This window comes from Dinoroseobacter sp. S76, assembly GCF_049801095.1.
Lineage (GTDB): Bacteria > Pseudomonadota > Alphaproteobacteria > Rhodobacterales > Rhodobacteraceae > Dinoroseobacter.
Map to the genome: position 1 here is coordinate 31,579 of NZ_JBNAGH010000001.1, position 26,277 is coordinate 57,855.

The 26,277-nt window shown below is 63.7% G+C and carries 30 protein-coding genes and 1 tRNA gene; 10 read left to right on the forward strand and 21 right to left on the reverse strand.

From position 1 onward, the window contains the following. Nucleotides 1-6: 6 nt before the first annotated feature. The 12 genes from ACP153_RS00155 to ACP153_RS00210 all read right to left on the reverse strand — a co-directional run bounded on the left by ACP153_RS00155 (nucleotide 7) and on the right by ACP153_RS00210 (nucleotide 7,912). Complete coding sequence (locus ACP153_RS00155; RefSeq protein ID WP_424968942.1) at nucleotides 7-675, reverse strand: phage tail tape measure protein; 669 nt, start codon at nucleotides 673-675, stop codon at nucleotides 7-9. Then, complete coding sequence (locus tag ACP153_RS00160) at nucleotides 662-874, reverse strand: rcc01693 family protein (RefSeq protein ID WP_424968943.1); 213 nt, start codon at nucleotides 872-874, stop codon at nucleotides 662-664. The genes ACP153_RS00155 and ACP153_RS00160 overlap by 14 nt, the downstream gene beginning before the upstream one ends. Continuing rightward, nucleotides 871-1,200 (reverse strand): gene transfer agent family protein, encoded by a 330-nt coding sequence (locus tag ACP153_RS00165; RefSeq protein ID WP_424968944.1) that lies wholly within the window; start codon nucleotides 1,198-1,200, stop codon nucleotides 871-873. Before ACP153_RS00165 ends, ACP153_RS00160 begins: the two co-directional genes overlap by 4 nt. 5 nt (nucleotides 1,201-1,205) lie before the next feature. After that, entirely contained in the window at nucleotides 1,206-1,619 is a 414-nt protein-coding gene (locus tag ACP153_RS00170) for a phage major tail protein, TP901-1 family (RefSeq protein ID WP_424966933.1), read from the reverse strand. A 21-nt stretch (nucleotides 1,620-1,640) separates the two neighbouring features. Then, nucleotides 1,641-2,051: a DUF3168 domain-containing protein gene (locus ACP153_RS00175; protein WP_424968945.1), complete on the reverse strand. Its 411-nt coding sequence runs from the start codon at nucleotides 2,049-2,051 to the stop codon at nucleotides 1,641-1,643. Next, on the reverse strand, nucleotides 2,048-2,386 hold the full coding sequence (locus ACP153_RS00180; RefSeq protein ID WP_424968946.1) for a phage head closure protein: 339 nt from the start codon (nucleotides 2,384-2,386) through the stop codon (nucleotides 2,048-2,050). The genes ACP153_RS00175 and ACP153_RS00180 overlap by 4 nt, the downstream gene beginning before the upstream one ends. Continuing rightward, a complete protein-coding gene (locus ACP153_RS00185) occupies nucleotides 2,383-2,973 on the reverse strand; it encodes a head-tail connector protein (RefSeq protein WP_424968947.1) in 591 nt (196 codons plus the stop codon). Before ACP153_RS00185 ends, ACP153_RS00180 begins: the two co-directional genes overlap by 4 nt. A gap of 159 nt (nucleotides 2,974-3,132) precedes the next feature. Further along, nucleotides 3,133-4,350: a phage major capsid protein gene (locus ACP153_RS00190; RefSeq protein WP_424968948.1), complete on the reverse strand. Its 1,218-nt coding sequence runs from the start codon at nucleotides 4,348-4,350 to the stop codon at nucleotides 3,133-3,135. A gap of 3 nt (nucleotides 4,351-4,353) precedes the next feature. Continuing rightward, nucleotides 4,354-4,920 (reverse strand): HK97 family phage prohead protease, encoded by a 567-nt coding sequence (locus tag ACP153_RS00195; RefSeq protein WP_424969989.1) that lies wholly within the window; start codon nucleotides 4,918-4,920, stop codon nucleotides 4,354-4,356. A gap of 56 nt (nucleotides 4,921-4,976) precedes the next feature. Next, nucleotides 4,977-5,237: a GTA head formation protein, RCAP_rcc01685 family gene (locus ACP153_RS00200; protein ID WP_424968949.1), complete on the reverse strand. Its 261-nt coding sequence runs from the start codon at nucleotides 5,235-5,237 to the stop codon at nucleotides 4,977-4,979. Next, nucleotides 5,234-6,427, reverse strand: a complete 1,194-nt coding sequence (locus ACP153_RS00205) for a phage portal protein (protein ID WP_424968950.1) — start codon at nucleotides 6,425-6,427, stop codon at nucleotides 5,234-5,236. Before ACP153_RS00205 ends, ACP153_RS00200 begins: the two co-directional genes overlap by 4 nt. Nucleotides 6,428-6,535: 108 nt before the next feature. Continuing rightward, nucleotides 6,536-7,912, reverse strand: coding sequence for a DNA-packaging protein (locus ACP153_RS00210; RefSeq protein ID WP_424968951.1), 1,377 nt, complete (start codon nucleotides 7,910-7,912; stop codon nucleotides 6,536-6,538). Between ACP153_RS00210 and ACP153_RS00215 the strand changes: the two genes are divergently transcribed. Further along, the gene (locus tag ACP153_RS00215; protein ID WP_424968952.1) at nucleotides 7,911-8,351 is read left to right on the forward strand and encodes a hypothetical protein; all 441 of its coding nucleotides are present in this window, start codon (nucleotides 7,911-7,913) and stop codon (nucleotides 8,349-8,351) included. The genes ACP153_RS00210 and ACP153_RS00215 overlap by 2 nt on opposite strands. On the opposite strand, the gene mltG is transcribed toward ACP153_RS00215, so the two are convergent. The 5 genes from mltG to fabD all read right to left on the reverse strand — a co-directional run bounded on the left by mltG (nucleotide 8,348) and on the right by fabD (nucleotide 13,040). After that, a complete protein-coding gene (gene mltG, locus ACP153_RS00220; RefSeq protein WP_424968953.1) occupies nucleotides 8,348-9,502 on the reverse strand; it encodes an endolytic transglycosylase MltG in 1,155 nt (384 codons plus the stop codon). The two genes, ACP153_RS00215 and mltG, sit on opposite strands and share 4 nt — an antisense overlap. Continuing rightward, nucleotides 9,502-10,764: a beta-ketoacyl-ACP synthase II gene (gene fabF / locus ACP153_RS00225; RefSeq protein WP_424968954.1), complete on the reverse strand. Its 1,263-nt coding sequence runs from the start codon at nucleotides 10,762-10,764 to the stop codon at nucleotides 9,502-9,504. The genes mltG and fabF overlap by 1 nt, the downstream gene beginning before the upstream one ends. A gap of 182 nt (nucleotides 10,765-10,946) precedes the next feature. Then, a complete protein-coding gene (locus ACP153_RS00230) occupies nucleotides 10,947-11,180 on the reverse strand; it encodes an acyl carrier protein (RefSeq protein WP_424966943.1) in 234 nt (77 codons plus the stop codon). 175 nt (nucleotides 11,181-11,355) lie between these two features. Next, nucleotides 11,356-12,093, reverse strand: coding sequence for a 3-oxoacyl-[acyl-carrier-protein] reductase (fabG, locus tag ACP153_RS00235; RefSeq protein WP_424969990.1), 738 nt, complete (start codon nucleotides 12,091-12,093; stop codon nucleotides 11,356-11,358). Beyond that, complete coding sequence (gene fabD / locus ACP153_RS00240; protein ID WP_424968955.1) at nucleotides 12,093-13,040, reverse strand: ACP S-malonyltransferase; 948 nt, start codon at nucleotides 13,038-13,040, stop codon at nucleotides 12,093-12,095. The genes fabG and fabD overlap by 1 nt, the downstream gene beginning before the upstream one ends. Nucleotides 13,041-13,215: 175 nt before the next feature. On the opposite strand from fabD, the gene ACP153_RS00245 reads away from it, so the two are divergent. After that, entirely contained in the window at nucleotides 13,216-14,436 is a 1,221-nt protein-coding gene (locus tag ACP153_RS00245; RefSeq protein ID WP_424968956.1) for a cytochrome b/b6 domain-containing protein, read from the forward strand. 99 nt (nucleotides 14,437-14,535) lie between these two features. Beyond that, nucleotides 14,536-15,237 carry a cyclic nucleotide-binding domain-containing protein gene (locus ACP153_RS00250; protein WP_424968957.1) on the forward strand — a complete coding sequence of 234 codons (702 nt, stop codon included), beginning with the start codon at nucleotides 14,536-14,538 and terminating at the stop codon, nucleotides 15,235-15,237. Nucleotides 15,238-15,312: 75 nt separating this feature from the next. Here the strand turns inward: ACP153_RS00250 and ACP153_RS00255 are convergent, their stop codons facing one another. Then, nucleotides 15,313-15,897 (reverse strand): YceI family protein, encoded by a 585-nt coding sequence (locus ACP153_RS00255; RefSeq protein ID WP_424968958.1) that lies wholly within the window; start codon nucleotides 15,895-15,897, stop codon nucleotides 15,313-15,315. Nucleotides 15,898-16,209: 312 nt separating this feature from the next. On the opposite strand from ACP153_RS00255, the gene rpsF reads away from it, so the two are divergent. From rpsF to ACP153_RS00275, 4 genes are all read left to right on the forward strand, one after another. Next, on the forward strand, nucleotides 16,210-16,563 hold the full coding sequence (gene rpsF / locus ACP153_RS00260) for a 30S ribosomal protein S6 (RefSeq protein ID WP_424968959.1): 354 nt from the start codon (nucleotides 16,210-16,212) through the stop codon (nucleotides 16,561-16,563). Between the two features lie 28 nt (nucleotides 16,564-16,591). Further along, a complete protein-coding gene (rpsR, locus tag ACP153_RS00265) occupies nucleotides 16,592-16,819 on the forward strand; it encodes a 30S ribosomal protein S18 (protein ID WP_005982441.1) in 228 nt (75 codons plus the stop codon). A gap of 12 nt (nucleotides 16,820-16,831) precedes the next feature. Further along, nucleotides 16,832-17,461, forward strand: coding sequence for a 50S ribosomal protein L9 (gene rplI, locus ACP153_RS00270; RefSeq protein WP_424968960.1), 630 nt, complete (start codon nucleotides 16,832-16,834; stop codon nucleotides 17,459-17,461). Between the two features lie 169 nt (nucleotides 17,462-17,630). Further along, nucleotides 17,631-19,592 (forward strand): bifunctional 2',3'-cyclic-nucleotide 2'-phosphodiesterase/3'-nucleotidase, encoded by a 1,962-nt coding sequence (locus ACP153_RS00275; RefSeq protein ID WP_424968961.1) that lies wholly within the window; start codon nucleotides 17,631-17,633, stop codon nucleotides 19,590-19,592. Nucleotides 19,593-19,666: 74 nt separating this feature from the next. On the opposite strand, the gene tig is transcribed toward ACP153_RS00275, so the two are convergent. Beyond that, complete coding sequence (tig, locus tag ACP153_RS00280) at nucleotides 19,667-20,995, reverse strand: trigger factor (protein WP_424968962.1); 1,329 nt, start codon at nucleotides 20,993-20,995, stop codon at nucleotides 19,667-19,669. A gap of 640 nt (nucleotides 20,996-21,635) precedes the next feature. Between tig and ACP153_RS00285 the strand changes: the two genes are divergently transcribed. Next, nucleotides 21,636-22,256: a hypothetical protein gene (locus tag ACP153_RS00285; protein WP_424968963.1), complete on the forward strand. Its 621-nt coding sequence runs from the start codon at nucleotides 21,636-21,638 to the stop codon at nucleotides 22,254-22,256. 596 nt (nucleotides 22,257-22,852) lie between these two features. Here ACP153_RS00285 and ACP153_RS00290 read toward each other — a convergent pair. Further along, nucleotides 22,853-22,937 (reverse strand) — tRNA-Leu (locus ACP153_RS00290). 139 nt (nucleotides 22,938-23,076) lie between these two features. On the opposite strand from ACP153_RS00290, the gene ACP153_RS00295 reads away from it, so the two are divergent. Beyond that, a complete protein-coding gene (locus tag ACP153_RS00295; RefSeq protein WP_424968964.1) occupies nucleotides 23,077-24,123 on the forward strand; it encodes a Hint domain-containing protein in 1,047 nt (348 codons plus the stop codon). Here ACP153_RS00295 and ACP153_RS00300 read toward each other — a convergent pair. Beyond that, nucleotides 24,109-25,734, reverse strand: coding sequence for an NAD(P)H-hydrate dehydratase (locus tag ACP153_RS00300; protein WP_424968965.1), 1,626 nt, complete (start codon nucleotides 25,732-25,734; stop codon nucleotides 24,109-24,111). The two genes, ACP153_RS00295 and ACP153_RS00300, sit on opposite strands and share 15 nt — an antisense overlap. Nucleotides 25,735-25,904: 170 nt before the next feature. On the opposite strand from ACP153_RS00300, the gene ACP153_RS00305 reads away from it, so the two are divergent. Beyond that, a complete protein-coding gene (locus tag ACP153_RS00305) occupies nucleotides 25,905-26,243 on the forward strand; it encodes a P-II family nitrogen regulator (RefSeq protein WP_424968966.1) in 339 nt (112 codons plus the stop codon). Nucleotides 26,244-26,277: the final 34 nt, after the last annotated feature.

Consider the following 26,277-nt stretch of genomic DNA (forward strand, 5'->3'; position numbering starts at 1 on the left):
GGGTTCCTATCGGTTCCGCTGACCAAGGGTCAGCGCGCGGCCCATATCGGCGGCCAGCTGGCTGCGCGACCGGCGGAAGCTCTCTACATCCGGGGTGGAGATATTCATCACCACCTGCACCGGGCGCGACGTGCCCATGCCGTTGGCCCGCACGCCCAGACGCCCATCGGCACCGCGCGCAAGTGGCATGATCGCCTCCGGCCCCGCCTCGCCCATCAGGCCCGTGGCTCCTTTCATGGGAAAGGTCGTCGGCGAGGTCACAACACCGCCCTTGGCGAAGGGCATCACGCGACCTTGGGAAAAGCTGCCCCCGTGGGAGAACCCGAACGCCGTTGACAGCACGCTGTTGATCCCAGAGGATAGCGTGTTGCCCAGCGCCTGCTGCACGGGCTTCATCGCGGTGTTATAGGCGGCATCCACCATCGACTGGGCGACGGTCTTCAGGGCATCCGACAGCTTCAGCCCGTCAAAGGCCAACCCGTCAAAAGCGCGCCGCAGCCCGCCCCCGATGCTGGTGCCCAGAGAGGCTGCTTCACGCTCGGTATAAAGCATGCTGTCACGCACCCGCGTCATCTCGGCATCGAAGGCGCTGGCGACCGCCGTGGCATCGCCGAGCGTCTGCTCCAGCTCGGCCATCCGCGCATCGAAGCCTTCGATCTCATCAAAATCCGTCATCTTCGGTGTCCTCCGTCCTGTCCGGGAACTCCCGGACCAATTCTTCCAGACGCGCGCGCCCCAGAGGCGCGTCCCCGCCCCCATCGGCCCCAAGCATCAGAAGGAGTTCGACTGGCGTCAGCGCCCAAAACTCGTGGGGTTTGAGCTTGAGCCCGGTCAGGCCAAGCCGCATCAATCCAGGCCAGTCGAATTCGGTCATGGCGTGCCCGCCCCTTGCGGCACCGCAAAGGCCCGCGCGAGCAGCATCGCGGCACTGCGCGCCGCGTGGACCGGACCGCCCTCGATCTCGGCATGGGCAAGATCCTCGAGCTGACCGCTCCAGCCCCCGCCGCGCAGCCCTGCATTCAGCAGAAGCATCACATCGCGCACCCGGTAGCGGCCCGCCTCAAAGCGATCCACCACCGCGATCAGGGATTCCGCACCCAGATCCGCCTCCAGCTCGGCCAATGCGCCAAGCGTCAGCTTCATGGCGTGACGCTCACCATTCACGGTCAGCGTCACCTCTCCGGCATAGGGATTGGCCATGGGGCTCAGATCGCGTTGAAGGTGAGCTGACCGGCCGAGGCGATCGTCATCTCATAGGTCGCCTCGCCATTCTGGCTGCCCGCATATTCGATCGCAGTGATCATGAAGGCACCTTCGACAATGCCGAAATCCGGGATGATGACCTGGAAATTCGGAACCTCACCGTCAAAGAAGATCTGACGCGCGCGCTCATCGGTGTTCTCATCGCGGAACACGCCGGAGCCCGAAATCGACGCGCTCTTGACGCCTGCGCCGCCCAGAAGCTCGCGCCATCCGCCCGCGCTCTCCAGCGAGGTGACATCCACCGTCTCGGTGTTGAAGGTGATCCGCGTGGCCCGCAGACCGGCGATGGTCTCGAACTGGCCCGTGCCGGTCATGTCGAGTTTGATCAGAAGGTCTTTGCCTTTTTGCACAGCCATTGGGCTCTCCAAATCTGGGGGTTAGTCATCTTCGAGACGCGCGCGGAACCACAGGTCCACCTGGCGCATCTGACCGTTGGTACTGAGACGCGCCTTGGCGCGCAGGAAATCCAGGGTGCTGAGCGAACCGCGGCTCAAGGTCAGCGGGGCATCCACCAGAATGTCGCTGACACTGGCGGCAACATCCTTGATGGTCTGGAACCCGTCGGCCTCCGTATGGACGCTCACCACGAAGTCGTGGCGCGTGGCCGCCGAACTGCGATCCGCCCGGGCCACGGCATTCTCCGGGCCGAGAGTTATATAGGTCGCGGGCAGCGTGCCCTTGGGGACCGCGTCATAGACCGCATCCCCTACAAGGGCCTGCAGGGCCGGATCCGCAATCAGCGCGCCATAGACCGCCGCCTGCAAGGCGCTGGACAAGGCATAACTCATCCCGGAACCTCCTCATCTGCAAAACATGTCAGGAACCGCGCCTGCGGATCCGCCTCGGCCACCGCAAGGATGCGGTAGATCCGGGCGCCCTCGCGGAAACGCTGCTCCGGCTTGGGACGGCTCGGGCTGTCAAAGGGCGCTGCCCGCACCAGGATCCGGTACGAAGTCAGCGAGACCGAGGCCGCCGGCCGACCCCGCACCTGACGGCCCGACCGGTGCTTGACCTCGGCCCAGAGCGTGCCGCGCTCTTCCCAGGTTTCGGTGAAACCGCCCGCCCCGTCCGATGTCTGCACCCGCGCTTCCAGCGTGAGCTTCCGGGTCAGTTTCGGGGTCATCTCGGACGCCCTCCGAAGACGCGGATGTCGCGGAACATCTCGATCAGCGACCGCACCATCCGTGGCAGACCGCGGGTCCCGAGCCCGTCACGGGTCTCGTAGAAATGGGCGGCCAGGATCAGAACAGCCTGCGCCAGACTGTCCGGGATCGCATCCCATTGCGCGCCGTATCCGGCATCGAACCGGATCTCCACAAAGGCCCCGTTGGGTACCTGCGGAAAGCTGGTCACGGCCTTGATCCCCGGCCGAAACGTGTCGGCCAGCACATAGTACGACCCGTCCGCCAGGATGGTCTCCGATCCGTCGGCCTGAACCAGCGCGACCTTGGCAACTGACTGCACAGGCCCGCGCGGAAAGGACTGAACGCCCGGCGCCTCCCAGTTGTCGAGCCGCAGGCGAAAGGATCGCCGCAGCAAGGCCTTGCCGGTTCGTGTCTCGATCGCCGAGACAGCCGCGAGCAGCGTGCTCTCCAGAACGGCATCCTGAAGCTCGTCGTCGGAAAACCCGCGCCCGAGACGCAGATGATCCCTGTAAGCCTCAAGCGGCAAGGCCGCGAGAGGCACTGGCGATACTTCTGTCAAATTCATTTTCCGCGCTCCCATCAGGGCTTCAAGTGTCGGTAGTGGACGTGCGCGACGGCGCTACTCGGACGGAGGAAAAAAGCTAGACAACGCCGCCTAGTTTCACGCACGCCCACCGATCCGCCCCGAGAGGCGGAACTGAACTACGGTGCTGGCCGCAGGGCCTTAGCTGACCGCAAACTTGAGAAGCTTGATGGCGGCGAAATCGCTCACATCCCCGCCCACGCGCTTGGTGGCATAGAACAGGACATGGGGCTTGGCCGAGAACGGATCGCGCAGGATGCGCAGGTCCGGACGCTCCGCGATGGTGTAGCCGGAGGCAAAGTCGCCAAAGGCAATCGCGGTAGAATCGGCTGCGATATCCGGCATGTCTTCCGAGATCAGAACCGGATAGCCCAGCAGACGCGCAGGCTCACCGGCGGCCAGACCATCGGACCACAGGAAACGACCATCCGCGTCCTTGATCTTGCGGACCACACCGGCGGTCTTGGAGTTCATCACGAAGGACGCATTGGCGCGGTAGCGGGCGCCGAGGGCGTAGACCAGATCCACGATCGCATCCGCCGGGTTCACGGCGTCGAACTCACCATCCTGACCGGTGACCACGTAGCCCAGATTGCCCCAAGCCCAGACGTCATTGTCGACGCTGGCATGATCGAGGAAGCCGCGCGGCTTGTCCTGACCGTCGCCGATCACGAAGGCCGAGGCTTCGGAGCGTGCGAACTTGTCCGCAATGCGCTCAGCCAGCCAAGCTTCGATATCGAAAGCCGCATCGTCCAGCAGACGCTGGCTGACCTTCGGCAGGGCGGCCAGCTCGTGCAGCGGGATCGAGATCCGGTCGATCTGCGGGGTGTCGGTCTCGGTCAGGTTCGCGGTCTCGCTCGCCCAGCCGCTGCCCACTTCGGTCTGGTCCACCAGAACGTCGTAGGAGGTGGCTTCGACGGACACGATCTGCGCGATGCTGCGGATCGAGGCCTGGGACTTCAGAACGGCCTTCACCGTCTCTGCGGTCTGGGGGTCGACCAGATAGCCGCCATCGGCAGACACAGCCGTGGACATGGCCTTGCCTTCCAGGTCGAGACCACGCAGCGCGTCGTCATCGCCGGAACGCAGATAGGCGTCAAACGCCTTCTGATGGGGGGCCGCCTCTTCGACAGCACCGGACAGCGCGGGACGCGCGGGCGAGATGGATTTGCGATCAAGCATGAGAAGACGCTCTTCTTGTTGTTTCAGTCGGGATTTCAACTCGGCTTTCTGGGCCGTCACTTCGCGCACAAAGGCGGTCAGTTCTGCGGTGACTTCAGCGATCGGAGTAGTCCCGTCCGCCACGGCGTCCGAAGCCGCTTGTCCTGCGCGAACGGCAGTAGGATTGCTGTCGCTCATTCTTCACTCCTTTTCGAAGTCGGTATCCGCCAGGATCGGATCACCCAGCGCCACACGAGCGGCACGCAGCGCGCTCGCCAAAGACCGCCAGTCGCCAGAAAGCTCTTCAGCCTTCTGTCCGACCCGCGCCTCCGGAAGCATCGGGAAGGTCACCAGAGACACCTCCCAAAGCTCCACCTCGGTCAGATGGCGTCGCCCCTGCGCGTCCTTGCTGGCGCGCTTGGTGCGATAGCCGATCGACAAACCATCCAGGGCCCCGGCCGCGATCAGCTCGGCGGCCTCGCGCCCCTTGGCGATTTCGGGAAGAAGACGACCTTTGACGTAAAGCCCGGTCTCGTCCTCATAGACCTCGTCCCAGATCCCGATGGGCTGGGCCGGGTCATGCTGCCAGAGCATCTTGACCTGCCGTCCCGCCGCCGCGAGCGCCTTGAGCGAAGCCGCATAGGCCCCCCGCTCGACAACGTCATTGCCCTGATCCACGGCCCCGAAGAGGCTGGCATAGCCCTCGATGGCATAGCCCTCGGCCACGGCCCCGTCCTGCGGGGAGTCGCCAAATTGGCAAAACTTCATCTCCAGCCCGGAGCCAAGCTCCGGTCCGTGTTTCGCATCCGTCATATGGACTGCTCCTATTGGGTGCTGAGGATCGACTGCACGGCCTCGGCGAGAACCGCGCTCGCCACCCCCACAATCGTCAGCCAAAGCCGTTTCTCGAGACGCGCCAGAAGCGCGTTCATCGCGTTGAGCCGGTATTCCAGCGCGTCCCAACGCTCCTGGGCGACGCGCTCATTGGCCTCGATCTTGTGCGAGGGCGCGCAATTGGTCGCCCGGCAATCAAAGGCGTCATAGAGAAACCGCGACCCCGTAAAGGATTTGGGCCGGTCACTCATGACGTGCTATCCGTCTGCGCCGGAAGCCCCAGCAGGACGCGCTTTTCCGCGTCGCTGAGGAAATCCGCATTGCCGATCCGGGCCCATTGGGCGTCGCGCTCCGCCGAGAGCGCCGGGATCTGATCGAGATCCGGGGCCACCGAGACGGTCTCACCGCTCAGATCCGACAACCAGTTCGCAAGCCCCGCCGTGACCTTCTGCGCGAGGGGCAGCACAGTCAGGCGATAGAAGGCCCGATGTGCCTCCTGGTAATTGGCATAGGTCGCATCTCCGGGGATCCCTAGAAGCATGGGCGGAACCCCAAAGGCCAGCGCGATCTCGCGGGCCGCAGCTTCCTTGGTCTTCTGGAACTCCATGTCGGACGGGCTGAACCCCATGGGTTTCCAATCGAGCCCGCCTTCCAGCAGCATCGGACGCCCCGCATTGCGCGCGCCCATATGGTAGCTGTCCATCTCATCCACAAGGCGCGAATACTGCTCGGGCGACAGGGTCGTATCCCCGTCCACGCCCTTGTAAACCAGCGCCCCCGAAGGCCGCGCCGCATTGTCGAGCAGCGCCTTGGACCAGGAGGTCGCGGCGTTATGCACGTCCAGCGCGCTGGCAGCCGCCTGCATCGGGGAGAGACCGTAATGGTCATCCTGCGGATGGAAGGCGCGCAGATGGCAAATGGGCGTGCGCCCCTCTTCCACCTTGAACCGGTGCTTATGGGCCCCGACGCTATAGTCATAGGCCGCAGGCCAGCCATCCGCCCCGGGCACGATCCGCACCCGGTCCGAGCGCAGCACATGCAGCTCTGCGGGCAGCTCTTCGGTGCCGAACACCGCCTCGGCAAACCCGTCCCCGCTCAGCAGAAGCTGCGCATAAAGCGCCTCAAAGAACTCCGCGCGCCCCTGCCCCGGATTGGGACGGGCCAGCAGGGAGACAAACGGATGCTGCTCATAGCGCCGCTCCGCATCCTGAAAGCTCAGCGGCAGGGCCGCCGCCGCCTCAGCGATCATCTTGACGGCGCGGAACCCGACCGGGTTCCCGGCAAATCCGTTTCGCGTCAAAGACCCGGAATCCCGCGGTGTCCAGGCCACGCGCCCGGAATTGCCCATGGCCACGACCCGGCCCGTGGCAGACGCCTTGGTCTCGGGAACAACGTCCGTCGCCGGAACGCCTTGCTTTTGTCGAAACAGATTGAACACCATCGAGGATGCTCCCTTTTACGAGCGCGCGCGGCGACACCCCGGTCCCCTTGGGGGATCGGGCCGAAGCCATGCGGGATTTATGAAGTGCGACCGCGCCGCGAGTTGCGGCTACAGCGAGCGGATCTGCGGGTCTGCTTTCGGCTTGGGCGCATCCAGCAGCAATTCGGTCAGCGCCCAAACCAGCGCGTCGACCCGGTCCGGGCTGCCCTTGCCCTTGAACCCGTGATTGGTCATCTGGCACATCTGGTCCTCCAGATCCCCCAGCCCCCGAACATGTTTCACCCGCCCCTGCTCATAGAGCGCGGCGACGGGCTCGGCCCGCACCGCCTTGCCGCGCGTGGCGCGCACGGCGCGGTAGGGCATCAGGTCATCGACCTGGCGCAGGACGGTCTCGACGAGATCGCCGCCCTGGTTGACCTCGGCCACAACCCGCTCCGCCTGATGGCGCGCGGCGGCCTCGACAGCGGCCTCTGCCCATTGCAGCGGGGTCTTGGCCGACACCGTCGCGTCCTCGAGGACATAGGCCTTCCAGTTCCGCGGATCGCCCTGGGCCATGAGGCCCGCAACCACGATCCCGCAGTCATCCGAGCCCTTATGGCCAGTGACCGGCGGGTCCACCGCGACCACGATCCGGTCCAGCGCCGGGACGGTCTCAACCCGGTTCGCCTCGATCGCTTCGCTGGTCCAGAGCGCGCCCTCCACATCATCAAGCAGAACCCCGTCCAGCTCCTGACGGCCAAGGCGCGTCCCGGCATAGCGCTGCCGGATCTCTTCGAGAAAGCTCGCCGCCAGATAGGCACGGTTGGCTTCCGTCGGAGCCGTGGTCATGACCGTAGAGGTCATATTGATGATCTGCTTGAGCAGAGGCACCGCCCGGGGCGTCGTGGTGACAACCTGGCGCGGCCGCTCCCCGAGACGCAGCGCGAATTGCAGCATGTCCCAAGTGTCGTCGGGCTTGGGCCATTTGGCCAGCTCATCCACCCAGGCCGCATCGAACTGCGGCCCGCGCAGGGCTTCCGGGTCATTGGCCGAATAGCATTTCGCCGTCGCCCCGTTCGGCCATTCTAGCTGCCGCTTGGTGGCAACCCATTCCGGTTTGCGATCCGGGGGGCAGCACGCGAGAATCCCGCTCTCCCCCTGCACCATCACGTCACGCACCTGGTCATAGGTCTCGCCGACCAGCGCGACCCGGCGCGAGCGGCCCGGATCCAGCGGACGCGGTCCCTCGACCTCGCGGCGCACCCATTCGGCCCCGGCACGGGTCTTGCCCGCGCCACGCCCGCCCAGCACGACCCAGGTCCGCCAGACATCCGCTGGCGGCAACTGGTGCGGCAGGGCCCAAAACTCGAACAGGTAAGGCAAGGCCGCAATGGCATGCTCACTCAGGCTCGACAGAAACGTCTCCGTAACTTCTGGCTCTTCGGAGCTCAGCCAGTCGGCGCCCAATCTCAGCGTTGGCTGCTTCGAGATCGAGGGCACCTGCATGGAGGCCACCGTTAGACTTTGCGAGTTCGTCTGCAAGACGATCCTCCTCTTTCAGGGCAATCTTGGATATCTCGCGCAAGTCCTTGAGGACGGTGCGCAACTCTTTGGTGACTGTCCCATCCGGCTCACCGGTATGCGTCATCTGCTCGACCTTCGCGATCGCGCATTGGACACAGTTTCGCAGGTAGACGACTTCGTCTGCTGCCGCGTCAAGAAAGCTGCCGGGTCGGCATGCTCCGCTTTCGGAGTCTTGGTACATGCTGAAAGGCCTCTCAGGCTTTCCGCACGAGTAAAAGAAAAAGCGACCGAAGATGACCTCGATCGCTTACCCACTTTTTCTAGCTTGACACAATGTATACTTTCGAGCGTTCGCAGAGTCAAGCGTTCAACTTTAGGTTGCAGCAACACCACCGAACGCATCTCGACGCAACACCGCTAGTTTCCTTGGCGGCTCCGCTCGATTTCGCGCCACCGCGCCACGTTTTCGTTATGCTCCACAAGGGTCCGGGCAAAAGCGTGCCCCCCGGTGCCATCGGCCACGAAGAAGATGTATTCCGACTCCGCCGGCTGTACCGCCGCAAAGATCGCGTCACGCCCCGGATTGGCAATCGGCGTCGGCGGAAGACCCGAGATAACGTAAGTATTATAGGGTGTTGAGGCACGCAGCTCGCTCCGCCGCAACCCGCGACCCAAAGTGCCAACCCCATTGGTGATCCCGTAGATCACCGTCGGGTCCGTCTGCAATCGCATACCCCGATTGATCCTGTTCACGAAGACCGACGAGACCACATCCCGCTCCTCGGGGACCGAGGTTTCCTTTTCGATGATCGACGCGAGGATCAGCGCTTCCTCCGGGCTTTCCAGGGGAACCTCCGGATCGCGCGCCTCCCAGGCCTGGGCGAGGATGCGCGTTTGCGCCTCTGCCATACGTGCAACAATTTCGCTCCGCGCGCCGCCGCGTTCCACCTCGTAAGTGTCCGGTGCAAGGCTCCCTTCGGCAGGCAAAGCCCCCACGTCGCCGGTCAGGAAATCCGCTTTCCGGAGCGCATCCGCGATCTGCCAGCTGGTCACGCCCTCGGCCACCGAGATCCGGTGCGCCATGGGCGTACCCGCCGCGACCAGATCCGCATAAAGCTCCGGCAGCGGATCCTCCGGCGCAAAACTCGCCACCAGCTCCGCCCGACCATCCCCGGCACTTCGCTCGGTCAGCCGTGTCTCGGCGCTGTCGACCCGGATGAAATAGGTGGCCACGTAACGGAACGAAGCCGCCCCACCGGTGGTCAGGATATCCAGTACCTCCGCCATGGACGCGCCCGCCGGCAGTTCGTAATTCCCGAATTTCAGGTCTTCAGCCTGCTCCGTATATTGCGCGCCCAGTCGAAACAGGATCGCCGAGGAAATCGCCCCATCCGCTTCCAACGCATCCGCCACCCGCGTCAGCGACGCGCCCCGCGGCACCTCAAAGAAGATCGGCGCGTCCAGCGGCCCGGAGGTCACATAGCTCCGCTGCCCCCAGCCGATCACCGCCACCAGAAGGACCGCGCCAACGATCAGCAGCGTCATCATGTTTGACGCAAGGGCGCGCCACATCAGTCTGTGACCCGAGCCATCACAAGCGAAGCATTGGTGCCGCCAAAGCCAAAGGAGTTCGACAGGGCGTAGTCGACCTTGCGCTCCCGCTTGACGTTCGGCGCCAGATCAAGCGCGCTTTCCACCGCCGGAGTGTCCAGGTTGATGGTGGGCGGAACGACCTGATCGCGGATCGCGAGGATCGAGAAGATCGCCTCAACCGCCCCCGCCGCGCCCAGCAAATGGCCCACGGCGGATTTGGTCGAGCTCATGGTGGCGGACCCAACCGCATCGCCGAGCACGCGTTCCACCGCGCCCAGCTCGATCACATCGGCCATTGTCGAGGTGCCATGGGCGTTGATGTAGTCGATCTGCGCGCCGTCAATTCCGGCCCGGGCCAGTGCCGCGCGCATGGCCCGCTCACCGCCCTCACCATCCTCGGACGGCGCCGTGATGTGATACGCGTCACCGGACAGGCCATAGCCCACGATCTCGGCATAGATCTTGGCGCCCCGCGCCTTGGCGTGCTCGTATTCTTCCAGAACCACGACGCCCGCGCCCTCGCCCATCACGAACCCGTCGCGATCCGCGTCATAGGGGCGGCTCGCGGTCTCGGGGCTGTCGCCGCGCTTGGTGCTCAGCGCCTTGCAGGCGTTGAACCCGGCAATGCCGATCTCGCTGATCGGGCTCTCGGCTCCGCCCGCAACCATGACATCCGCATCATCCAGCATGATCAGCCGCGCCGCATCGCCAATGGCATGGGCGCCCGTAGAACAGGCCGTCACCACCGCGTGGTTCGGCCCCTTGAACCCGTGCCGGATCGAGACCTGACCGGAGACAAGGTTGATCAGCGCGCCCGGAATAAAGAAGGGCGAGACCCGGCGCGGCCCGCGCTCTTTGAGAAGGACCGCCGTCTCGGCGATGCTTTGGAGCCCGCCAATGCCCGAGCCGATCATCACGCCGGTGCGCAGCTTGCCCTCTTCGTCTTCCGGGGCCCAACCGCTATCGGCCACGGCCTGATCGGCGGCGGCCATCCCATAAAGGATGAACTCATCGACCTTGCGCTGCTCTTTCGGAGCCATCCACTCATCTGGGTTGAAAGTCCCGTCACTGCCATCGCCGCGCGGCACTTCGCAGGCATAAGTGGTGGCGAGATGGCTGGCATCGAACCGCGTGATCGTGCCCGCCCCCGATTGACCGGCCAGAAGACGCGTCCACGTCTCCTCAACCCCGCTGGCCAGCGGTGAAACCATTCCCAATCCAGTGACGACGACCCGACGCATGCGCATTCCTCAAAGGTGTTCTCGTTTCGCCACCTGATACACGGGCCGCCCCCCGAGGGGCAAGGCGCAAGCCGCCGCAAGAGCGGTATCACGCGAACGAAACCGGGCCCTCGGCCCGCTTTTCAAATAGAAAACGGCGCCCCGAAGGACGCCGTCTCGGAAAACTCAGTCTGCTGATCGGATCAGCTGGCTTTGCTGATGAAGCCGACAGCGTCGCCAAAGGTCTGGATCGTCTCAGCCGCGTCGTCGGGGATCTCGATGCCGAACTCTTCTTCGAAGGCCATGACCAGCTCAACAGTGTCCAGGCTGTCTGCGCCCAGATCGTCGATGAACGAAGCGTTCTCGACCACTTTGCCTTCTTCCACGCCCAGATGCTCAACAACGATCTTCTTCACGCGATCCGCAACGTCGCTCATGTCCTAGTCCTCATTCGTGTTCTTGGGTCTTTGCCCGGTGTCGTCTGTGTCGCTCAAGTCGCGACGATGGTAGCCCGCGCAAGCGGCTGGATCGGTTCCCCGCTCCGAAACTGCGCCGCCTATAACACATGGCTTGGCAAAGGCAAACGCTTTCGCCGAAGACCAGCTATGCGCGTCAGAGCATCGCAAGTCCACCATTTACATGCAGGGTCGTGCCCGTCACATAGCCCGCTTCAGGGCTTGCAAGATAGACAGCCGCCGCCGCGATCTCGTCGACTTCGCCCATGCGCGCAGAGGGGACCTGGACCAGCAGTTTCTGCTTCTGATCATCGGTCAGCTTGTCGGTCATGGCCGTGGTCACAAAGCCCGGCGCGATGGCGTTCACGGTGATCCCGCGGCTGGCCACCTCATAGGCCAGGGATTTCGACATCCCCACCATCCCTGCCTTGGACGCCGCGTAATTCGCCTGCCCCGGATTGCCCGTAGCGCCCACGACGGAGCTCACATTCACGATCCGCCCCCAACGGGCCTTCATCATCCCGCGCATGACGCCCCGGCAGAGCCGCATGGTCGAGGTCAAGTTCACCTCGAGCACGGTCGCCCATTCCTCGTCCGACATGCGCATGAAAAGGTTGTCCCGCGTGATCCCGGCATTGTTGACCAGAATATCGACCGAGCCCATGGCCGCAGCCGCCGCCTTGGGAAGCGCTTCAACGGCTTCTGCGTCGCTCAGGTTGCAGGGCAGGACATGGGCGCGCTCTCCGAGCTCGGCCGCCAGCGCCTCGAGCGGTTCGGTCCGCGTCCCGCTCAGGCCCACCGTGGCGCCCTGCCCGTGCAAGGCCCGCGCAATCGCGCCGCCAATGCCCCCGGATGCGCCGGTGACCAGCGCAGCTTTTCCGGTCAGATCAAACATCATGCGTCTTCCTTCTTGTCGCCGAGGGCGGCCACAACATCCGCCGAGGTGCCAATCGCCTTGGTCGCCACGGAGCGGTCGATGCGGCGCACCATCCCGATCAGGGCCTTGCCCGCGCCAACTTCCCAAATCTCCGAAACACCTTGCCCGGCCATCCAGCTCACGCTTTCGCGCCAACGGACGGAGCCGGTGATCTGCTCCACCAGCAGATCACGGATCACCGCCGGATCCGCCACGCCTTCGGCGCGGACATTCGCCACGACCGGCACGCGCGGGGCCTGGATATCGACCGAGGCGAGCGCGTCGGCCATCACCTCCGCCGCCGGCGCCATCAATGCGCAATGGAACGGTGCGCTCACCGGCAAGAGAACCGCGCGTCGGGCCCCCTTTTCCTTGGCCAGCTCCACCGCGCGCTCCACAGCCGCCTTGTGACCCGAGACCACAACCTGGCCCGGATCATTGTCATTCGCCGCTTCGCAGATCTCGCCCTGGGCCGCCGCCTCGGCAACCTCCTTGACTGCCGCGAAGTCGAGCCCGAGCAGGGCTGCCATCGCGCCCACGCCCACGGGCACCGCCTCTTGCATGGCCTGCCCCCGGGTACGCAGCAGCTTGGCCGTGTCGCCCACGCTCAGCGCGCCTGCCGCGGCCAGCGCGGAATACTCGCCCAGGGAGTGCCCCGCCACGAAACGGGTCTCCGCCCAATCGAGCCCCTCGGCCTCAAGCGCCCGCAGCGCCGCCAGCGACGTCGCCATCAGCGCAGGCTGCGCATTGGCCGTCAGCGTCAGCGTCTCCGCCTCGCCTTCCCAGATCAGCGTGCTGAGCGCCTCGCCCAGCGCGTCATCCACCTCCTCGAACACCGCTTTGGCGGCCGGATAGGCCTCCGCGAGATCGCGGCCCATTCCAATGGTCTGCGCCCCTTGTCCGGGGAAAACGAAGGCTCGGCTCATGGGAACTCCTGAATGTGGCCCTGAAAATGGCGTGGTGCCTCTTACCCGAGCACGGCATCTGGTGCAATCGGGGCCGAGGGGTCGCAATCGCCGCACAATGTCTGTGCCTGTCCGACTGTTTATCGCAGGAAGCGCGCGGTCTATCTCAGGTCCAACACAAGGACGGAGCAGCGACATGGCCCTCGGCAACACCCATCAGAGCTACGGCAGCCTTTCGAAAACCCTGCATTGGGCGACCGCGCTGTCGATCCTGGCACTCATCCCCCTTGGGATCATTGCCAATGGCCTGCCCTTCGACACCAGCGAGGAGCTGGCGCGCAAGGCCTTCCTCTTCTCGATCCACAAGACACTGGGCGTCACGGTCTTCTTGCTCGCCCTGATCCGCATCGGCTGGATGATCACGCAGCCCAAACCCGCGCCGCTCCATCCCGAACGACGGTTGGAGACCTTCGCGGCCGAGATGGTCCATTGGGCGCTCTATGGGGCGCTGGTGCTGGTGCCGCTCTCGGGCTGGATCCACCATGCGGCCACGACCGGATTTGCCCCGATCTGGTGGCCCTTCGGGCAAAACCTGCCGCTCGTGCCGAAATCCGAAGAGGTCGCCCATCTCTTCGCCGGTCTGCATATCGTCTTTGAGCGGGTTCTGGTCATCGCTCTGGTCCTCCATATCGCAGGCGCGTCGAAGCACCGGATCCTGGACAAGGACGGCACCCTGGCGCGGATGCTGCCCCGGGGCGGCACCGTCCCCCCCGCCCCCCAGCGTGCGGACAGCGCTGCGCAGCATATCCTGCCGCCGCTGGCTGCCATCGCTGCCTTCGTGCTCGCCATCGGCGTGGGCAATGCGCTCGGGGTCTTTCACGGCAAGGACGCCGCCCCTGTGGCCCAGGCCGAGCTGGCCGAGGTCACCTCGGATTGGCAGGTCGAGAGCGGCACGCTGGCCATCACTGTGAGCCAGCTCGGTGCCCCGGTCACCGGCCAGTTCGAACAATGGACCGCCGAGATCGCCTATGATCCGGACACCCAGACCGGCGCGACAACCGTCACCGTGGCGATCCCGAGCCTGACGCTGGGTTCGGTCACCGGACAGGCGCTTGGGGCGGAGTTCTTTGACGCGACCACCCACCCGACCGCAGTCTTCACCGCCGAGATCACCCCTGCCCCCAACGGCGCAGAGGCACCGCTGGTCGCGACCGGCACGCTCAGCCTGAAGGGCACAGAGATGCCCCTCACCCTGCCCTTTGATCTGAACCTGACCGATGGTCTGGCCGAGGTGTCGGGCAGCGTCACGGTCCAGCGGCTCGATTTCGGGATCGGCCCGAGCTATCCGGATGAGGCCAGCGTGGGCTTCGTGGTGGAGATCTCCGTCGCCCTCACCGCCCGGCAGCAGGACAGCTAAACCACCCGCCAAGAGCGCCATGTCGCAAACTGGATAGCGCGACACGATCTGATCGGGCATGCTCCGGGGATTGTTCTCTCGGAGCGTGTCCGTTTTGGCATGAATGACTTTACGACTTTCGCGGTAGCGGACCTGGCCGGGCTGGTCGGCGTCTTCTTCTACATCATCTCTTACTTCCTGCTGCAGATCGGAATGCTGGCGAGCGATCGCTACACCTATCCGGTGCTGAACCTGATTGCCGCATGCTGCGTGCTCTACAGCCTGCAGACCCATTTCAACTTCGCCTCGGCCCTGATCCAGCTCAGCTGGATCGCGATCAGCCTGCTCGGGATCACCCGCCTTTATCTGATCGCCCATCGCACGCGCTTCTCGGACGAGGAGCAGGCCTTTCTCGATGCCAAGCTGCCGGAGGTCCCGCCCCATTGGGCGCGACGGGTGCTCGACCGGGCCAAGTGGCGCGCACTGGCGGCGGGGACGACCCTGGCACATCAAGCGGAACCGGTCAGCCATCTGACCTATCTGGTGGAGGGGGTCGCGGACGTCTTTCTCGACGGCAAGCCCATCGCGGAGCTCGGCCCCGGTGCGCTGATCGGCGAGATGAGCTGCCTCCATGACCACCCGGCCTCGGCTACGGTGGTGCTGCGTGGCTCTGCCCGCGTGATGCAGATCGATGCGAGGGGCCTGCGCCAGCTCTGCCGCCGGATCCAGGGTCTGGCCCCGCTACTGGAGCTCAGCTTCGCCCAGGAAGTGCGCGGCAAGCTCCTGCAGGCCAACCGATCGCGTCTGGCCATGGACATCTGACCCCACGCATCAGGGTCCGGAAACGCAAAACGCGCCCCGAAGGGCGCGTCTGTGGTCGCGAAATTGCGGTGTGCGTTATTCGGCGATCATCGCCTCGATGGAGATCAGAACCTCGACCTCATCGCTGACGAAGGGCGCAAAGGCGCCAACATTGAAGTCCGAGCGCACGAGCGTGGTGGTCGCATCGAACCCGGCCCAGTCCTTCTGCGCCATGGGATGGGTGCCCATGCCGTTCAGCTTGGCATCCAGCACGACCGACTTGGTCACACCATTCAGGGTCAGATCGCCAGTGATCAGCGCGGTATCTTCGCCAGTCACCTCTATGCCGGTGGAGGTGAAGGTCACCAGATCGTTGTCGTCATCGGCCCCAAAGAAGTCATCGCCCATGAAATGCTCAAAACGGCCTTCCCAGCCGGTGATCATCGAACGGACGGGCATGGCGACCGAGACAGAAGAGTTGCCCGGGTTTTCCTTGTCGAAGGCGATCTCGCCCTCGAAGCCCGAGAACATGCCATAGGTGGTCGAATAGCCCAGATGGTTATAGCTGAACACGATCTGGCTGTGGCTGGCATCAAGAACATAGTTCTGCGTCTCGGCCTGGGCGGCCCCTGCAGTCAGGGCAAGTGCGGCAGCAGCGATCGTGGAGGAGAGGAGTTTCATGGTGAGCACCTTGGATATGGAGTTATGCGAGGAACATGGGTCCAAGGTGACCCAGCGACAATTCCAACAGCTTCAACAGTTTCTCTGCACCAGCGCGCAGAGCGCAAACGACGGAAAGCGCCACCCGGCGCGTAACAGGAACCACGCCGCCCCAAGGCAACAGCAGCGGGCCTGCACGGGACGCTTGCGTTCGCAGGCACAGCCCGTATAAGGCGCGGGTCCCGATCACATGACCCTGCGTGGCCTCTCGTGTGCGGCCCGGGACCTCGGCAAGCCGCACTATGAAACACGCGTATCAGAACTGGAGAGCGCATGCCGTTTTATGAGCATGTCTTTATCTCGCGTCAGGACCTGTCCAACGCGCAAGCCGAAAGCCTGGTTGAGCATTTCGGAACCGTCCTCGCAGACAATGGCGGCAAGGTCGTCGACAGCGAGTACTGGGGCCTCAAGACCATGGCCTACAAGATCAACAAGAACCGCAAGGGCCACTATGCCTTCCTGAAGACCGACGCCCCCGCGCCGGCCGTGCAGGAAATGGAGCGCCTGATGCGTCTGCATGATGACGTGATGCGCGTCATGACCATCAAGGTCGACGAGCATGCAGAGGGTCCCTCGATCCAGATGCAGAAGCGCGAAGAGCGTGACAACCGTCGCGAACGCCGCTGATCAACGCTTGAGAAAAGGACGCTAAACCATGGCTGCAAAACCATTTTTCCGCCGTCGCAAAGTCTGCCCCTTCTCCGGCGACAATGCACCCAAGATCGACTACAAGGACACCCGTCTCCTGCAGCGCTACATCTCCGAGCGCGGCAAGATCGTCCCGTCCCGTATCACCGCCGTCTCGGCCAAGAAGCAGCGTGAGCTGGCCCGTGCCATCAAACGCGCCCGCTTCCTCGCCCTGCTGCCCTACGCCGTGAAATAAGGAGCCGAGCACATGCAAGTCATCCTTCTTGAACGCGTGGCCAAGCTTGGTCAGATGGGCGACGTCGTGGACGTCAAGCCCGGCTATGCGCGCAACTTCCTGCTGCCCCAAGGCAAGGCGCTGAACGCGTCGGACGCCAACATCAAGCAGTTCGAAGCTCAGAAAGCCCAGCTCGAGGCGCGTAACCTCGAGACCAAGAAAGAAGCCGAGGATCTGGCCGAGAAACTCGACGGTCAGCAGTTCGTCGTGATTCGCTCCGCCTCCGATGCGGGCGCGCTTTATGGCTCCGTCACCACCCGTGACGCCGCCGACGCCGCCACCGCCGACGGGTTCTCCCTCGATCGCAAGCAGGTCGCTCTGGCCCGCCCGATCAAGGATCTGGGTCTGCACACCGTGCACGTGACCCTGCACCCCGAAGTGACCGCGGATATCGTGCTGAACGTGGCGCGCTCCACCGAGGAAGCCGAGCTGCAAGCCTCCGGCAAGTCGATCCAGGAACTCGCCGCCGAAGCGGAAGCCGAAGCCGAGTTCGAGATCGCGGAACTCTTCGACGATATCGGCTCTGCCGCGTCCGAGGACAGCGACCTCGTGGAGACGGTTGAAGACAAAGCCGCCGACGAGAGCGAGGACGAGCAGCCCTGATCGGGCGCTCATCCCAGGCATTCGCGCCGTCCGGATCTCCGGGCGGCGTTTTTTTTGGGCGGATAGATGCCACACAGGTAACAGTTTTCCCGAAAATGGCTCTTTTTTGATGACGGCAAAGGGTTAATTCGTGCAACCATCGCGCGAGTACAGCCAAAGGATCGACCTTATGATTGCTCGACTTTCCCGCCGGACTTTTCTCGGCACAGCCGCTGGAGCCAGCTTGATTGCCTTGCACCCCTATTCCGCCCGTGCCGCCGCGAACCAGGCGCATCTGCGGATTATGGAAACCACTGACCTGCACGTGCATGTGTTTCCCTATGACTATTATGCAGACCGTCCGCGCGACACGGTGGGTCTCGCCCGCACCGCCGCGCTGATCGACGGGATAAGGGCCGAGGCCACAAACACGCTGCTGGTCGATAATGGCGACTTCCTGCAGGGCAACCCGATGGGCGACTACATCGCCTATGAGCGCGGGATGAAAGAGGGTGACATGCACCCGGTCATCGCCGCCATGAACGCGGTGGGCTTTGACGCCTCGACCCTGGGCAATCACGAGTTCAATTACGGGCTCGATTTCCTCATGAAATCTCTCGCCGGTGCAAACTTTCCGGTGATCTCGGCCAATGTGGTGCGCGAGATGGGCGCGAGCCCCACCGCCGACAAGACGCTGATCCCGCCTTACGTGATCCTCGACCGCATGGTCACCGATGGCGCGGGCGAAGAGCACGCGATCAAGGTCGGGCTGATCGGTTTCGTGCCGCCCCAGATCATGAACTGGGACCGCAAACATCTCGAAGGCAATGTGCAGGCGCGCGATATCCTTGAGACTGCGCGGGCCTATGTCCCGCAGATGCGCGAGCAAGGCGCGGATATCATCATCGCGCTCAGCCATTCCGGCATCGGCTCCGCGAAGGAGAGCGACGGGATGGAGAACGCCTCGGTGCCGCTGGCCGCGCTCGACGGGATCGACGCGATTGCAACGGGGCACAGCCATCTGGTCTTCCCCTCGCCCACCTATGCGGATTACGCCGCCGTGGATGCCGAGGCCGGGACGATCCATGGCAAGCCCGCCACCATGGGCGGCTTCTGGGGCTCCCATATGGGGCTGATCGATCTGATGCTCGAGCATGAGGGGGGCGTCTGGCGCGTGGTCTCGTCTGAAACCGAAGCGCGCCCGATCTCCAAGCGCAACGAGGACCGCTCGATCACGCCGCTGGTCGAAAGCCAGCAATATGTGCTCGATGCGGTGCAGCAGGACCATGATGACACCCTCGCCTATGTCCGCCGCGCCGTGGGCAAGACCGACGCGCCGCTGCACTCCTACTTCGCGTTGGTGGCAGATGACCCCTCGGTGCAGATCGTCTCGATCGCGCAGAGCTGGTATATCGGCGAGATGCTCAAGGGCACGGAGTATGAAGGCCTGCCGATCCTCTCGGCGGCAGCGCCCTTCAAGGCCGGCGGCCGGGGCGGTCCGGAATACTACACCGATGTGCCCGCCGGAGATGTGGCGATCAAGAACGTCGCCGACCTCTACCTCTACCCGAACACTGCCCGTGCGGTGCTGGTCACCGGGGCACAGGTCAAGGATTGGCTCGAACGCTCTGCGGGGATGTTCAACCAGATCACCCCGGGCCAGGCCGACCAGCCCCTGCTCAACCCCGATTTCCCGAGCTACAATTTCGATGTGATCGACGGGGTCAGCTACGAGATCGACCTGAGCCAGCCCTCGCGGTTTGACTCCAAGGGCGGGCCGCTCAACCCGACCGCAAGCCGGATCGTGAACCTGACCTATAACGGCGCACCGCTCGACCCGGAGGCCAAGTTCATCATCGCGACGAACAACTACCGCGCCTCGGGCGGCGGCAGCTTCCCGGGCACGGGCGACACGATCATCTTCGAAGGTCCGGACACCAATCGCGACGTGATCGTCCGCTACATCGTCGAGCAGGGCACGATCAGCCCGCGTGCCGATGGCAACTGGCGCTTTGCGCCCATGGCCGACACTTCGGTCCTGTTTGAGACCGGGCCCAAGGCCGCTGGCTATATCGACGATGTCACCGAGCTCGAAATTGCCCCCGCAGGCGAGGGCCCCGAAGGTTTCGCGCAGTTCCGGATCTCCCTCTGATCCACCGGCACCCGCTCAGAAACGCAAAAGGCCGCCCCGAGGGGCGGCCTTTGTCATTCCTGTGAGGGGTCGCCTCAGATATCGTCTTCAAGCGCTTCGACAGCCGCTTGCAGCTCGTCCTTGGAGACCTCTTTCTCGGTCAGCGTGGCCAGCTCGAACACATAGTCCACGACCTTGTCTTCAAAGATCGGCGCGCGCAGCTGCTGCTGCATCTGCTGGTTCTGCTGGATGAACTCAAAGAACTGACGCTCCTGACCCGGGTACTGACGCGCCTGCGCCATGATCGCCTGGGTCATCTCGGATTCAGTCACTTCGATTTTGTTCTTCTGACCCAGCTCCGCCAGCAGCAGGCCCAGACGCACACGGCGCTCGGCGAGCTTGGTGTGCTCTTCCGTTGCCTCGATCTCCGGGTGGTCATGGCCCTGAACCTCGGGGTTCTCTTCATGCCACAGCTGATGGGCGATCTGGCCCGCTTCGGCTTCCACCAGGCTCGGCGGCAGCTCGAACTGCACCAGCGTGTCCAGCTCATCAAGCAGCTTGCGCTTCATCACAGCCCGGGCCGCCCCAGCGTATTCCGCTTCGAGACGCTCGGTGATCTGACCCTTCAGCGCGTCGAGGTCTTCGGCCCCGAACTGCTTGGCCATCTCGTCATCGACCTCGGCAGCCTTCGGTGCCTTCACTTCCTTGATCTTGCACTCAAAGACCGCGGCCTTCCCGGCCAGATGCTCGGCTTGGTACTGTTCGGGGAAGCTGACCTCGACATTCTTCTCTTCACCGGCAGAGGTGCCGACGAGCTGCTCTTCGAAGCCCGGGATGAAGGAGTTCGAGCCGAGGGTCAGCGGATAGTCTTCAGCGGCACCGCCATCAAAGGCTTCGCCATCGACCTTGCCGAGGAAATCGATCACGACCTGATCGCCATCCTCCGCAGCACCTTCCTTGGTCTCGAAGGACTTGGCGTTCTCCGCGAGGTTCGACAGGGCCTCGGCCACCGCTTCGTCATCTGCCTTCACCACCAGCTTCTCGAGCGCGACGGTGCTGAAATCGGTGTCGGGAACATCCGGCAGAGCCTCATAGCTCATGGCGACCTCGATATCGTCGCCTTCCTTCCAGTCCTCATTGGTCATCTTGACCTCGGGCTGAAGGGCCGGACGGTCACCGCTATCCTCGAAATGCTTGGACATGGCGCCATCGATGGATTCCTGCATCGCTTCGCCGAGCAGCTTGGGCCCGAACTGCTTTTTCAGCAGCGCCATCGGGACCTTGCCCTTGCGAAAGCCCTTCATCTCGATTTCGGGCTGAGCTTCTGCGAGCTTTTCATTGACCTTGGCATCGAGCTCATCGGCGGTCACAGTGATCGAATAGCCGCGCTTGAGGCCTTCATTGAGGGTCTCGGTGACGTTCATGTCATCCCCTATCGGTTCAGTTCGGAAAGGCGGAAACGACCTCCGCCAGCAGGTAAATCAGCCGATCTTCTATGTGCGCAGCGGCAAGGGTGCAAGGGGGGAATCGGCCCCGAAGCGGCGTGATCCGGGGGACAAGCGCGGCACAGGGGCGAACCGGGTGCCTCTGAGCCGGTCAGGCCGCCTCCAGCGAGGCGTCTTCGGTCCCCCGATCGCGCGACCCCGGGCCTCTGCGCGGCACGTCACGCGGGGTTTGGCGCGCGCCTCGCCAAGGGTCCGGCCCGAGCTGGCCACCCGAGAGAGCCTAGGCGCAACCTAACGCCCTCCTCACGACCACATCACAACGCAGCAGGATCCTGAAGGGGCGACGTGTCGGATTTGTACGTCGCGCAGAACTCTTATGGAGGACAGTATGTTATTCTTGAAAGGCCATGGTGGTCACGCAATCTATGACGATCCGAGCACGGGCTAATCATTGTCCCACGCGTCGGAAGCCAGATCCGTCTGCGGTTTTGGCGTCGCTTAAAGCTACCCGGACTGGACCGATGCAAATCTCGGAAAGTTTGGCTATCTCTGCCTGTCCGACGAAGATGCCCCCCACGGCGCGGCGGTCCTGCATGCGCTGACACATGTTGCGTCGGACATGATCGATCAGGATCCGCCCGAGGTATCAAACAGCGACATCCCGGCTGCCTATACCTATTTCGGGCAGTTCGTGGATCACGACATCACGGCCGGAACCGATCGCGCCGTTTCGGTTTCGAAGAACGACACCGAGGATCTGGCCCCGCTGCCACGCGCCGTGGTGGTGGAGCAGCTGAGCAACCTGCGGACCGGGCGGCTCGACCTGGACAGCCTGTATGGCGGCGCCGTGCTGAGCCTTGGAACCACCACTAAGATCCCGGGACAGACAACGCCCTTCAGCACGACAGAGACAGGGTGCAAGCGTTTACACATAGCGTTTCTCCTATCTTTCGTATTCGTCCCAGGGTTTCAGTTGATTAGCCAGCGCCGTCATAGCAAGGCGGGTCACACGGTTCACTGGAACATCCCGGCCAGCCTTGGCATCAGCAAACCACGACTGCATTTTGTTCCGCGACGCATCCAGAGCGAGGGCGGCTTGACGTGCAGAGGTAAGGCCGGTCGCCTCGGTCCATGCAAGAAAGTCTTGAGCTTTCATAGCTATAACTCCACATTCAGGGTAGCCGCCCTCTGTTTCCGGGGGACGACCACTCCGATCACCAGTGGTGGACGATGTTGGTGACAAGGGCCACCACTGTAAAGATCTGGAGAGCAGTAGAGATGATTTGAAGTTTCATCCTTTTGCCTCCTGTGCGGGGCGGGACCATCCCGCCCCCTCTAGCACTTGTTTGCATTGGGGGGGCACATGGCTAAGGCGATGGGCCAACACCGTAGAACAGCAGTCAGCGAGCCGCACAAGAAAACGCGGGCGCACCGCCAGAGGGAGCGCAGGTCAAGCTCCTCGCGCCAAAGGAACAACGTCAAGTGGAAAGCATTCCGCAAAGTCTTTGCATATTTGAATGAGATGGACGTCGCTGCTGCTGCATTTGTGGCAATCGCACGGGATGCCACTCGCGCCGCGCAGCAGGAAAAAGGATAGACCTTGCCCGCCACTTCCAAGCCAGTGACGTGCCGTCCAGTGCACTCCCAAGAGGTGTTCGGCATCAGCCGCGCGACCCTCTACCGCTGGGCGAAGGACGGCCACATCAACATCTACAAAAAGGCCCCATGAGCTTTGTTAAGGTAGACGAAGTGCCGTTCTACATCGAACAGGGTGTGGGATAGAAGGTGGGTTCAAAACCGCCTATCCGGGATCTTCGCAATAAAATCAACGGGAGCTGGTGCGGGTGAAGGGACTCGAACCCCCACGCCTTGCGGCGCCAGAACCTAAATCTGGTGCGTCTACCAGTTCCGCCACACCCGCACGTGCTCCGGTTAGCAAAGCCTCGCCGCGAAGGCGAGAGGGAATTGTCGCGCAGACAGTTTCATGACACTAACGCGACGTTCAGAACTCTGGTGTATGGCGGGGTTCAACTCGTTGAAACAACTTGGCGCCCCAGGCATTGTCCTACAAAATCTACGCCTTGGAAGAGACCCATATCACAGTCGCCGGAGGCCAGCTCTCCGGGGGCAATCAGGGCAATGGCAAGCACCTTGTCGGCAAGGAGATCACGCTCAATACCGGCGATTGGGTGCCGGTCTCGATCTCGGACAATGACGACCATTTCGCCGATTCCGATGGCAGCCAGCGGTTGGCTGAGCCACTCGACTTCAACGGAGGCTCCTATTCCGGCAACCAGAAGGTCGAGGCCGAGTATACACTCCAGGTCACTGACGGGAGCGAGACCTACACGCTCATCGGGTTCAACATCAACGAGCCCGGCGCGAAGAACGCCTATGGCACGGTGGAAGGCCTCGCCTTCATCGACAAGTTTCCGCCCGTGGGCACGCCGCTCAAGGTGGTCAGCGCCTCCGAGGGGCCGGGCAAAAGCGCGCAACACCACGAAACTTATGCCCAGCCGCCTTGTTTTACCGCAGGTACACTGATCGAGACACCAAAGGGCCCGGTTCCGGTCGAGACCCTGCGCGAGGGGGATGCCGTGCTGACCCGGGACGCGGGGGTACAGATCATCCGCTGGGCCGGGGCGGCCCATATCGACAGCGCGCGACTGGCTGGAAACGCGCGGTTCCGCCCGGTTCTGATCCGGGCAGGCGCCTTTGCCCCGGGACTGCCCGCGCGCGACATGCAGGTGTCGCGTCAGCATCGGGTGCTGATGGAGGATTGGCGCGCGGATCTGCTCTTTGGCAGCACGGAGGTGCTCGCCGCGGCGGTGCATCTGGTCAATGATGACACGGTGCAACATGTCTACGACCTGACCCCTGTCACCTATTACCACTTCATGTTCGACGCCCATCAGATCGTGCGCGCGGACGGGATCTGGGCCGAGAGCCTCCGCCCCGGCCCCGCGGTGGTCTCAACTCTGGGCCGTGCGGCACAGGAAGAGTTGTTCGAGATCTTCCCGGAATTGCGCGAGGCGGAGGAGGCCCCCTTCCCCGCCGCGCGGCCATTGCTGCGCGATTGGGAGACGGCGGTCCTACTCCAGTCCTAGATCCCGGAACACGTGCGGCAGCATCTCCGGCAGGTCCTCGGCGATCAGCCCGGGACCAAAGGCGCGCGCGGCCTCCATATGGAGCCACACACCGGTTTCGGCGGCCAATTGCGGATCGAACCCGCGCGCGAGCAGCCCCGTGATGATGCCGGCCAGTACATCGCCCGACCCGGCGGTCGCCAGCCATGGTGCGGAGCGCTCATAGAGAGCCGCGTTGATAGCACATCGCCCGTCCGGGGACGCAATCACCGTATCAGGGCCTTTGAAGAGCACAGTGCAGCCCGCGCGCTTCGCCGCCGCCCGCGTGGCGTCGACCTTGGAATAGGCGGGGCCTTTGAGAGGTGGGGCCGCAAGCTCCGCCGCGATATCCGGGAACAGCCGCGCGAACTCGCCCCCATGGGGCGTCAGAACCACACTCGGGTGAAGCGCATCGAACAAAGCCTGCGGGTCTTCGGCGAAGGAGGTCAGCGCATCCGCGTCCAGCACCGTCGCGCGCTCGGCAGAAAGGGCCGCAATGACAAGCGCGCGGGTGTCGTCCCCGACCCCGAGCCCCGGCCCAAGGCAAAGCGCGTTCAAGCGGCCGTCTTCCAGCAACCCTGTCAAACCTACGGCATCCTCACAGCGCCGCAGCATGATCGCCGTCAGCTGGGTCGCGCATTCCATCATCGCGGATCCCGGCGCGCCGACCGTCACCAGCCCTGCCCCGACCCGAAGCGCTCCACGCGCCGCAAGACGGGCAGCGCCGGATCTGCCCATGGGACCGGACAAGACCAAAGCATGGCCGTGGCCAAACTTGTGCTCTGCCTTGTGCTTGGAGAGTGCGGACGCAGACGGCGCGTCCACTGAAGTTGTGATGTCGCCCGGCGGCACCGCTGGGCCGGTCCCGACCGCTCGCAACCTCGGGCGAGAACGTTCCGCAGCAGAGCCATCTGCAGAGCTCAGACCGATGCTTTTGACCACAACCTTGCCGCACGCCTCGGGACCATCCGCCAGCACATGCCCCAGTTTGGCGCTATGGAGTGTCACCGAAAGATCCGCGGGCAGAGTCGTACCGAGGATGCGACCGCTATCCGCGCAGAGCCCGCTTGGCGTATCGACCGCGACCCGGCGCACGCCTTTCGCAACCAATTGATCTTGCAAGGGCGGGGTGGCGAGCGTGGAAAACAGCCCACCGAAGGCCCGTGTCAGCCCCGTGCCGAAGAGCGCATCAAGGAGCAGATCGACGCCCCTCTCGATATGCAAGTGATCATCCATCAAGGGCTTGGGCGCGATGGCGCGGGTCTCAACCGCGCCAAGTTCCAACCACCTCTCATAATTCACCCGAGCATCCGGCGGCAGCTTGTTCGGGTCGCCATAAAGAAAGACTTCGACCTGCCAGCCCAACTCCTTCAGCAGCCGCGCCACCACAAAGCCGTCACCGCCATTGTTGCCGGGACCACAGAGGACCACGGCGCGGTGCGGCACCTTGGCCAACTCCGGCCATTCCTCGAAAATCGCCTCGACCACGCCGCGCCCGGCGCGCTCCATCAGCTCAAGCCCGGTCACAGCACCGCTGTCGATCGCGGCCTGCTCGATGGCCCGCATTTGGGCCGCTGTGAGGAGCTCTGACATCTCACCCCATCAAGTTGTTTTTCAGTTGCCCATTTTGAAGGCATGCTGCACAAATCGCAGACAGCGTCTGTGTTTTCGCAAGATGCGACCTAGTCCCGTCACGCTACCGAATTGTGGAGGGTAAATGAAAGTGTTCTGCAAAAGGCCACGGAATTAGAGGGAGTCGGGGGATGAAGAAAATCGAGGCTGTCATCAAGCCGTTCAAGCTCGATGAAGTGAAGGAAGCGCTCCAGGAAATTGGTGTTCAGGGGCTTTCCGTCGTCGAGGTCAAAGGCTTTGGACGCCAGAAGGGACATACGGAGCTCTATCGGGGCGCGGAGTATGTCGTGGATTTTCTGCCCAAGGTGAAAATCGAAGTCGTTCTGTCCGATGATCAGGCCGAGGGGGCGATTGACGCCATCGTGGCCGCCGCCAAAACCGACAAGATCGGCGATGGCAAGATCTTCGTCTCGACTGTCGAGCAAGCCATCCGCATCCGAACCGGCGAGACCGGCGAAGACGCGCTCTGATCGCACGGCGCGGCCGCGCCCAGCGCCCGCGCAG

Coding starts and splice junctions, on each gene's coding strand:
- ACP153_RS00155 (WP_424968942.1), bottom strand. CDS start 675: ATGACGGATTTTGATGAGATCGAAGGCTTCGATGCGCGGATGGCCGAG.
- ACP153_RS00160 (WP_424968943.1), bottom strand. CDS start 874: ATGACCGAATTCGACTGGCCTGGATTGATGCGGCTTGGCCTGACCGGG.
- ACP153_RS00165 (WP_424968944.1), bottom strand. CDS start 1,200: ATGGCCAATCCCTATGCCGGAGAGGTGACGCTGACCGTGAATGGTGAG.
- ACP153_RS00170 (WP_424966933.1), bottom strand. CDS start 1,619: ATGGCTGTGCAAAAAGGCAAAGACCTTCTGATCAAACTCGACATGACC.
- ACP153_RS00175 (WP_424968945.1), bottom strand. CDS start 2,051: ATGAGTTATGCCTTGTCCAGCGCCTTGCAGGCGGCGGTCTATGGCGCG.
- ACP153_RS00180 (WP_424968946.1), bottom strand. CDS start 2,386: ATGACCCCGAAACTGACCCGGAAGCTCACGCTGGAAGCGCGGGTGCAG.
- ACP153_RS00185 (WP_424968947.1), bottom strand. CDS start 2,973: ATGAATTTGACAGAAGTATCGCCAGTGCCTCTCGCGGCCTTGCCGCTT.
- ACP153_RS00190 (WP_424968948.1), bottom strand. CDS start 4,350: ATGAGCGACAGCAATCCTACTGCCGTTCGCGCAGGACAAGCGGCTTCG.
- ACP153_RS00195 (WP_424969989.1), bottom strand. CDS start 4,920: ATGAAGTTTTGCCAATTTGGCGACTCCCCGCAGGACGGGGCCGTGGCC.
- ACP153_RS00200 (WP_424968949.1), bottom strand. CDS start 5,237: ATGAGTGACCGGCCCAAATCCTTTACGGGGTCGCGGTTTCTCTATGAC.
- ACP153_RS00205 (WP_424968950.1), bottom strand. CDS start 6,427: ATGGTGTTCAATCTGTTTCGACAAAAGCAAGGCGTTCCGGCGACGGAC.
- ACP153_RS00215 (WP_424968952.1), top strand. CDS start 7,911: ATGGAGGCCACCGTTAGACTTTGCGAGTTCGTCTGCAAGACGATCCTC.
- ACP153_RS00210 (WP_424968951.1), bottom strand. CDS start 7,912: ATGCAGGTGCCCTCGATCTCGAAGCAGCCAACGCTGAGATTGGGCGCC.
- mltG (WP_424968953.1), bottom strand. CDS start 9,502: ATGTGGCGCGCCCTTGCGTCAAACATGATGACGCTGCTGATCGTTGGC.
- fabF (WP_424968954.1), bottom strand. CDS start 10,764: ATGCGTCGGGTCGTCGTCACTGGATTGGGAATGGTTTCACCGCTGGCC.
- ACP153_RS00230 (WP_424966943.1), bottom strand. CDS start 11,180: ATGAGCGACGTTGCGGATCGCGTGAAGAAGATCGTTGTTGAGCATCTG.
- fabG (WP_424969990.1), bottom strand. CDS start 12,093: ATGTTTGATCTGACCGGAAAAGCTGCGCTGGTCACCGGCGCATCCGGG.
- fabD (WP_424968955.1), bottom strand. CDS start 13,040: ATGAGCCGAGCCTTCGTTTTCCCCGGACAAGGGGCGCAGACCATTGGA.
- ACP153_RS00245 (WP_424968956.1), top strand. CDS start 13,216: ATGGCCCTCGGCAACACCCATCAGAGCTACGGCAGCCTTTCGAAAACC.
- ACP153_RS00250 (WP_424968957.1), top strand. CDS start 14,536: ATGAATGACTTTACGACTTTCGCGGTAGCGGACCTGGCCGGGCTGGTC.
- ACP153_RS00255 (WP_424968958.1), bottom strand. CDS start 15,897: ATGAAACTCCTCTCCTCCACGATCGCTGCTGCCGCACTTGCCCTGACT.
- rpsF (WP_424968959.1), top strand. CDS start 16,210: ATGCCGTTTTATGAGCATGTCTTTATCTCGCGTCAGGACCTGTCCAAC.
- rpsR (WP_005982441.1), top strand. CDS start 16,592: ATGGCTGCAAAACCATTTTTCCGCCGTCGCAAAGTCTGCCCCTTCTCC.
- rplI (WP_424968960.1), top strand. CDS start 16,832: ATGCAAGTCATCCTTCTTGAACGCGTGGCCAAGCTTGGTCAGATGGGC.
- ACP153_RS00275 (WP_424968961.1), top strand. CDS start 17,631: ATGATTGCTCGACTTTCCCGCCGGACTTTTCTCGGCACAGCCGCTGGA.
- tig (WP_424968962.1), bottom strand. CDS start 20,995: ATGAACGTCACCGAGACCCTCAATGAAGGCCTCAAGCGCGGCTATTCG.
- ACP153_RS00285 (WP_424968963.1), top strand. CDS start 21,636: ATGATCGATCAGGATCCGCCCGAGGTATCAAACAGCGACATCCCGGCT.
- ACP153_RS00300 (WP_424968965.1), bottom strand. CDS start 25,734: ATGTCAGAGCTCCTCACAGCGGCCCAAATGCGGGCCATCGAGCAGGCC.
- ACP153_RS00305 (WP_424968966.1), top strand. CDS start 25,905: ATGAAGAAAATCGAGGCTGTCATCAAGCCGTTCAAGCTCGATGAAGTG.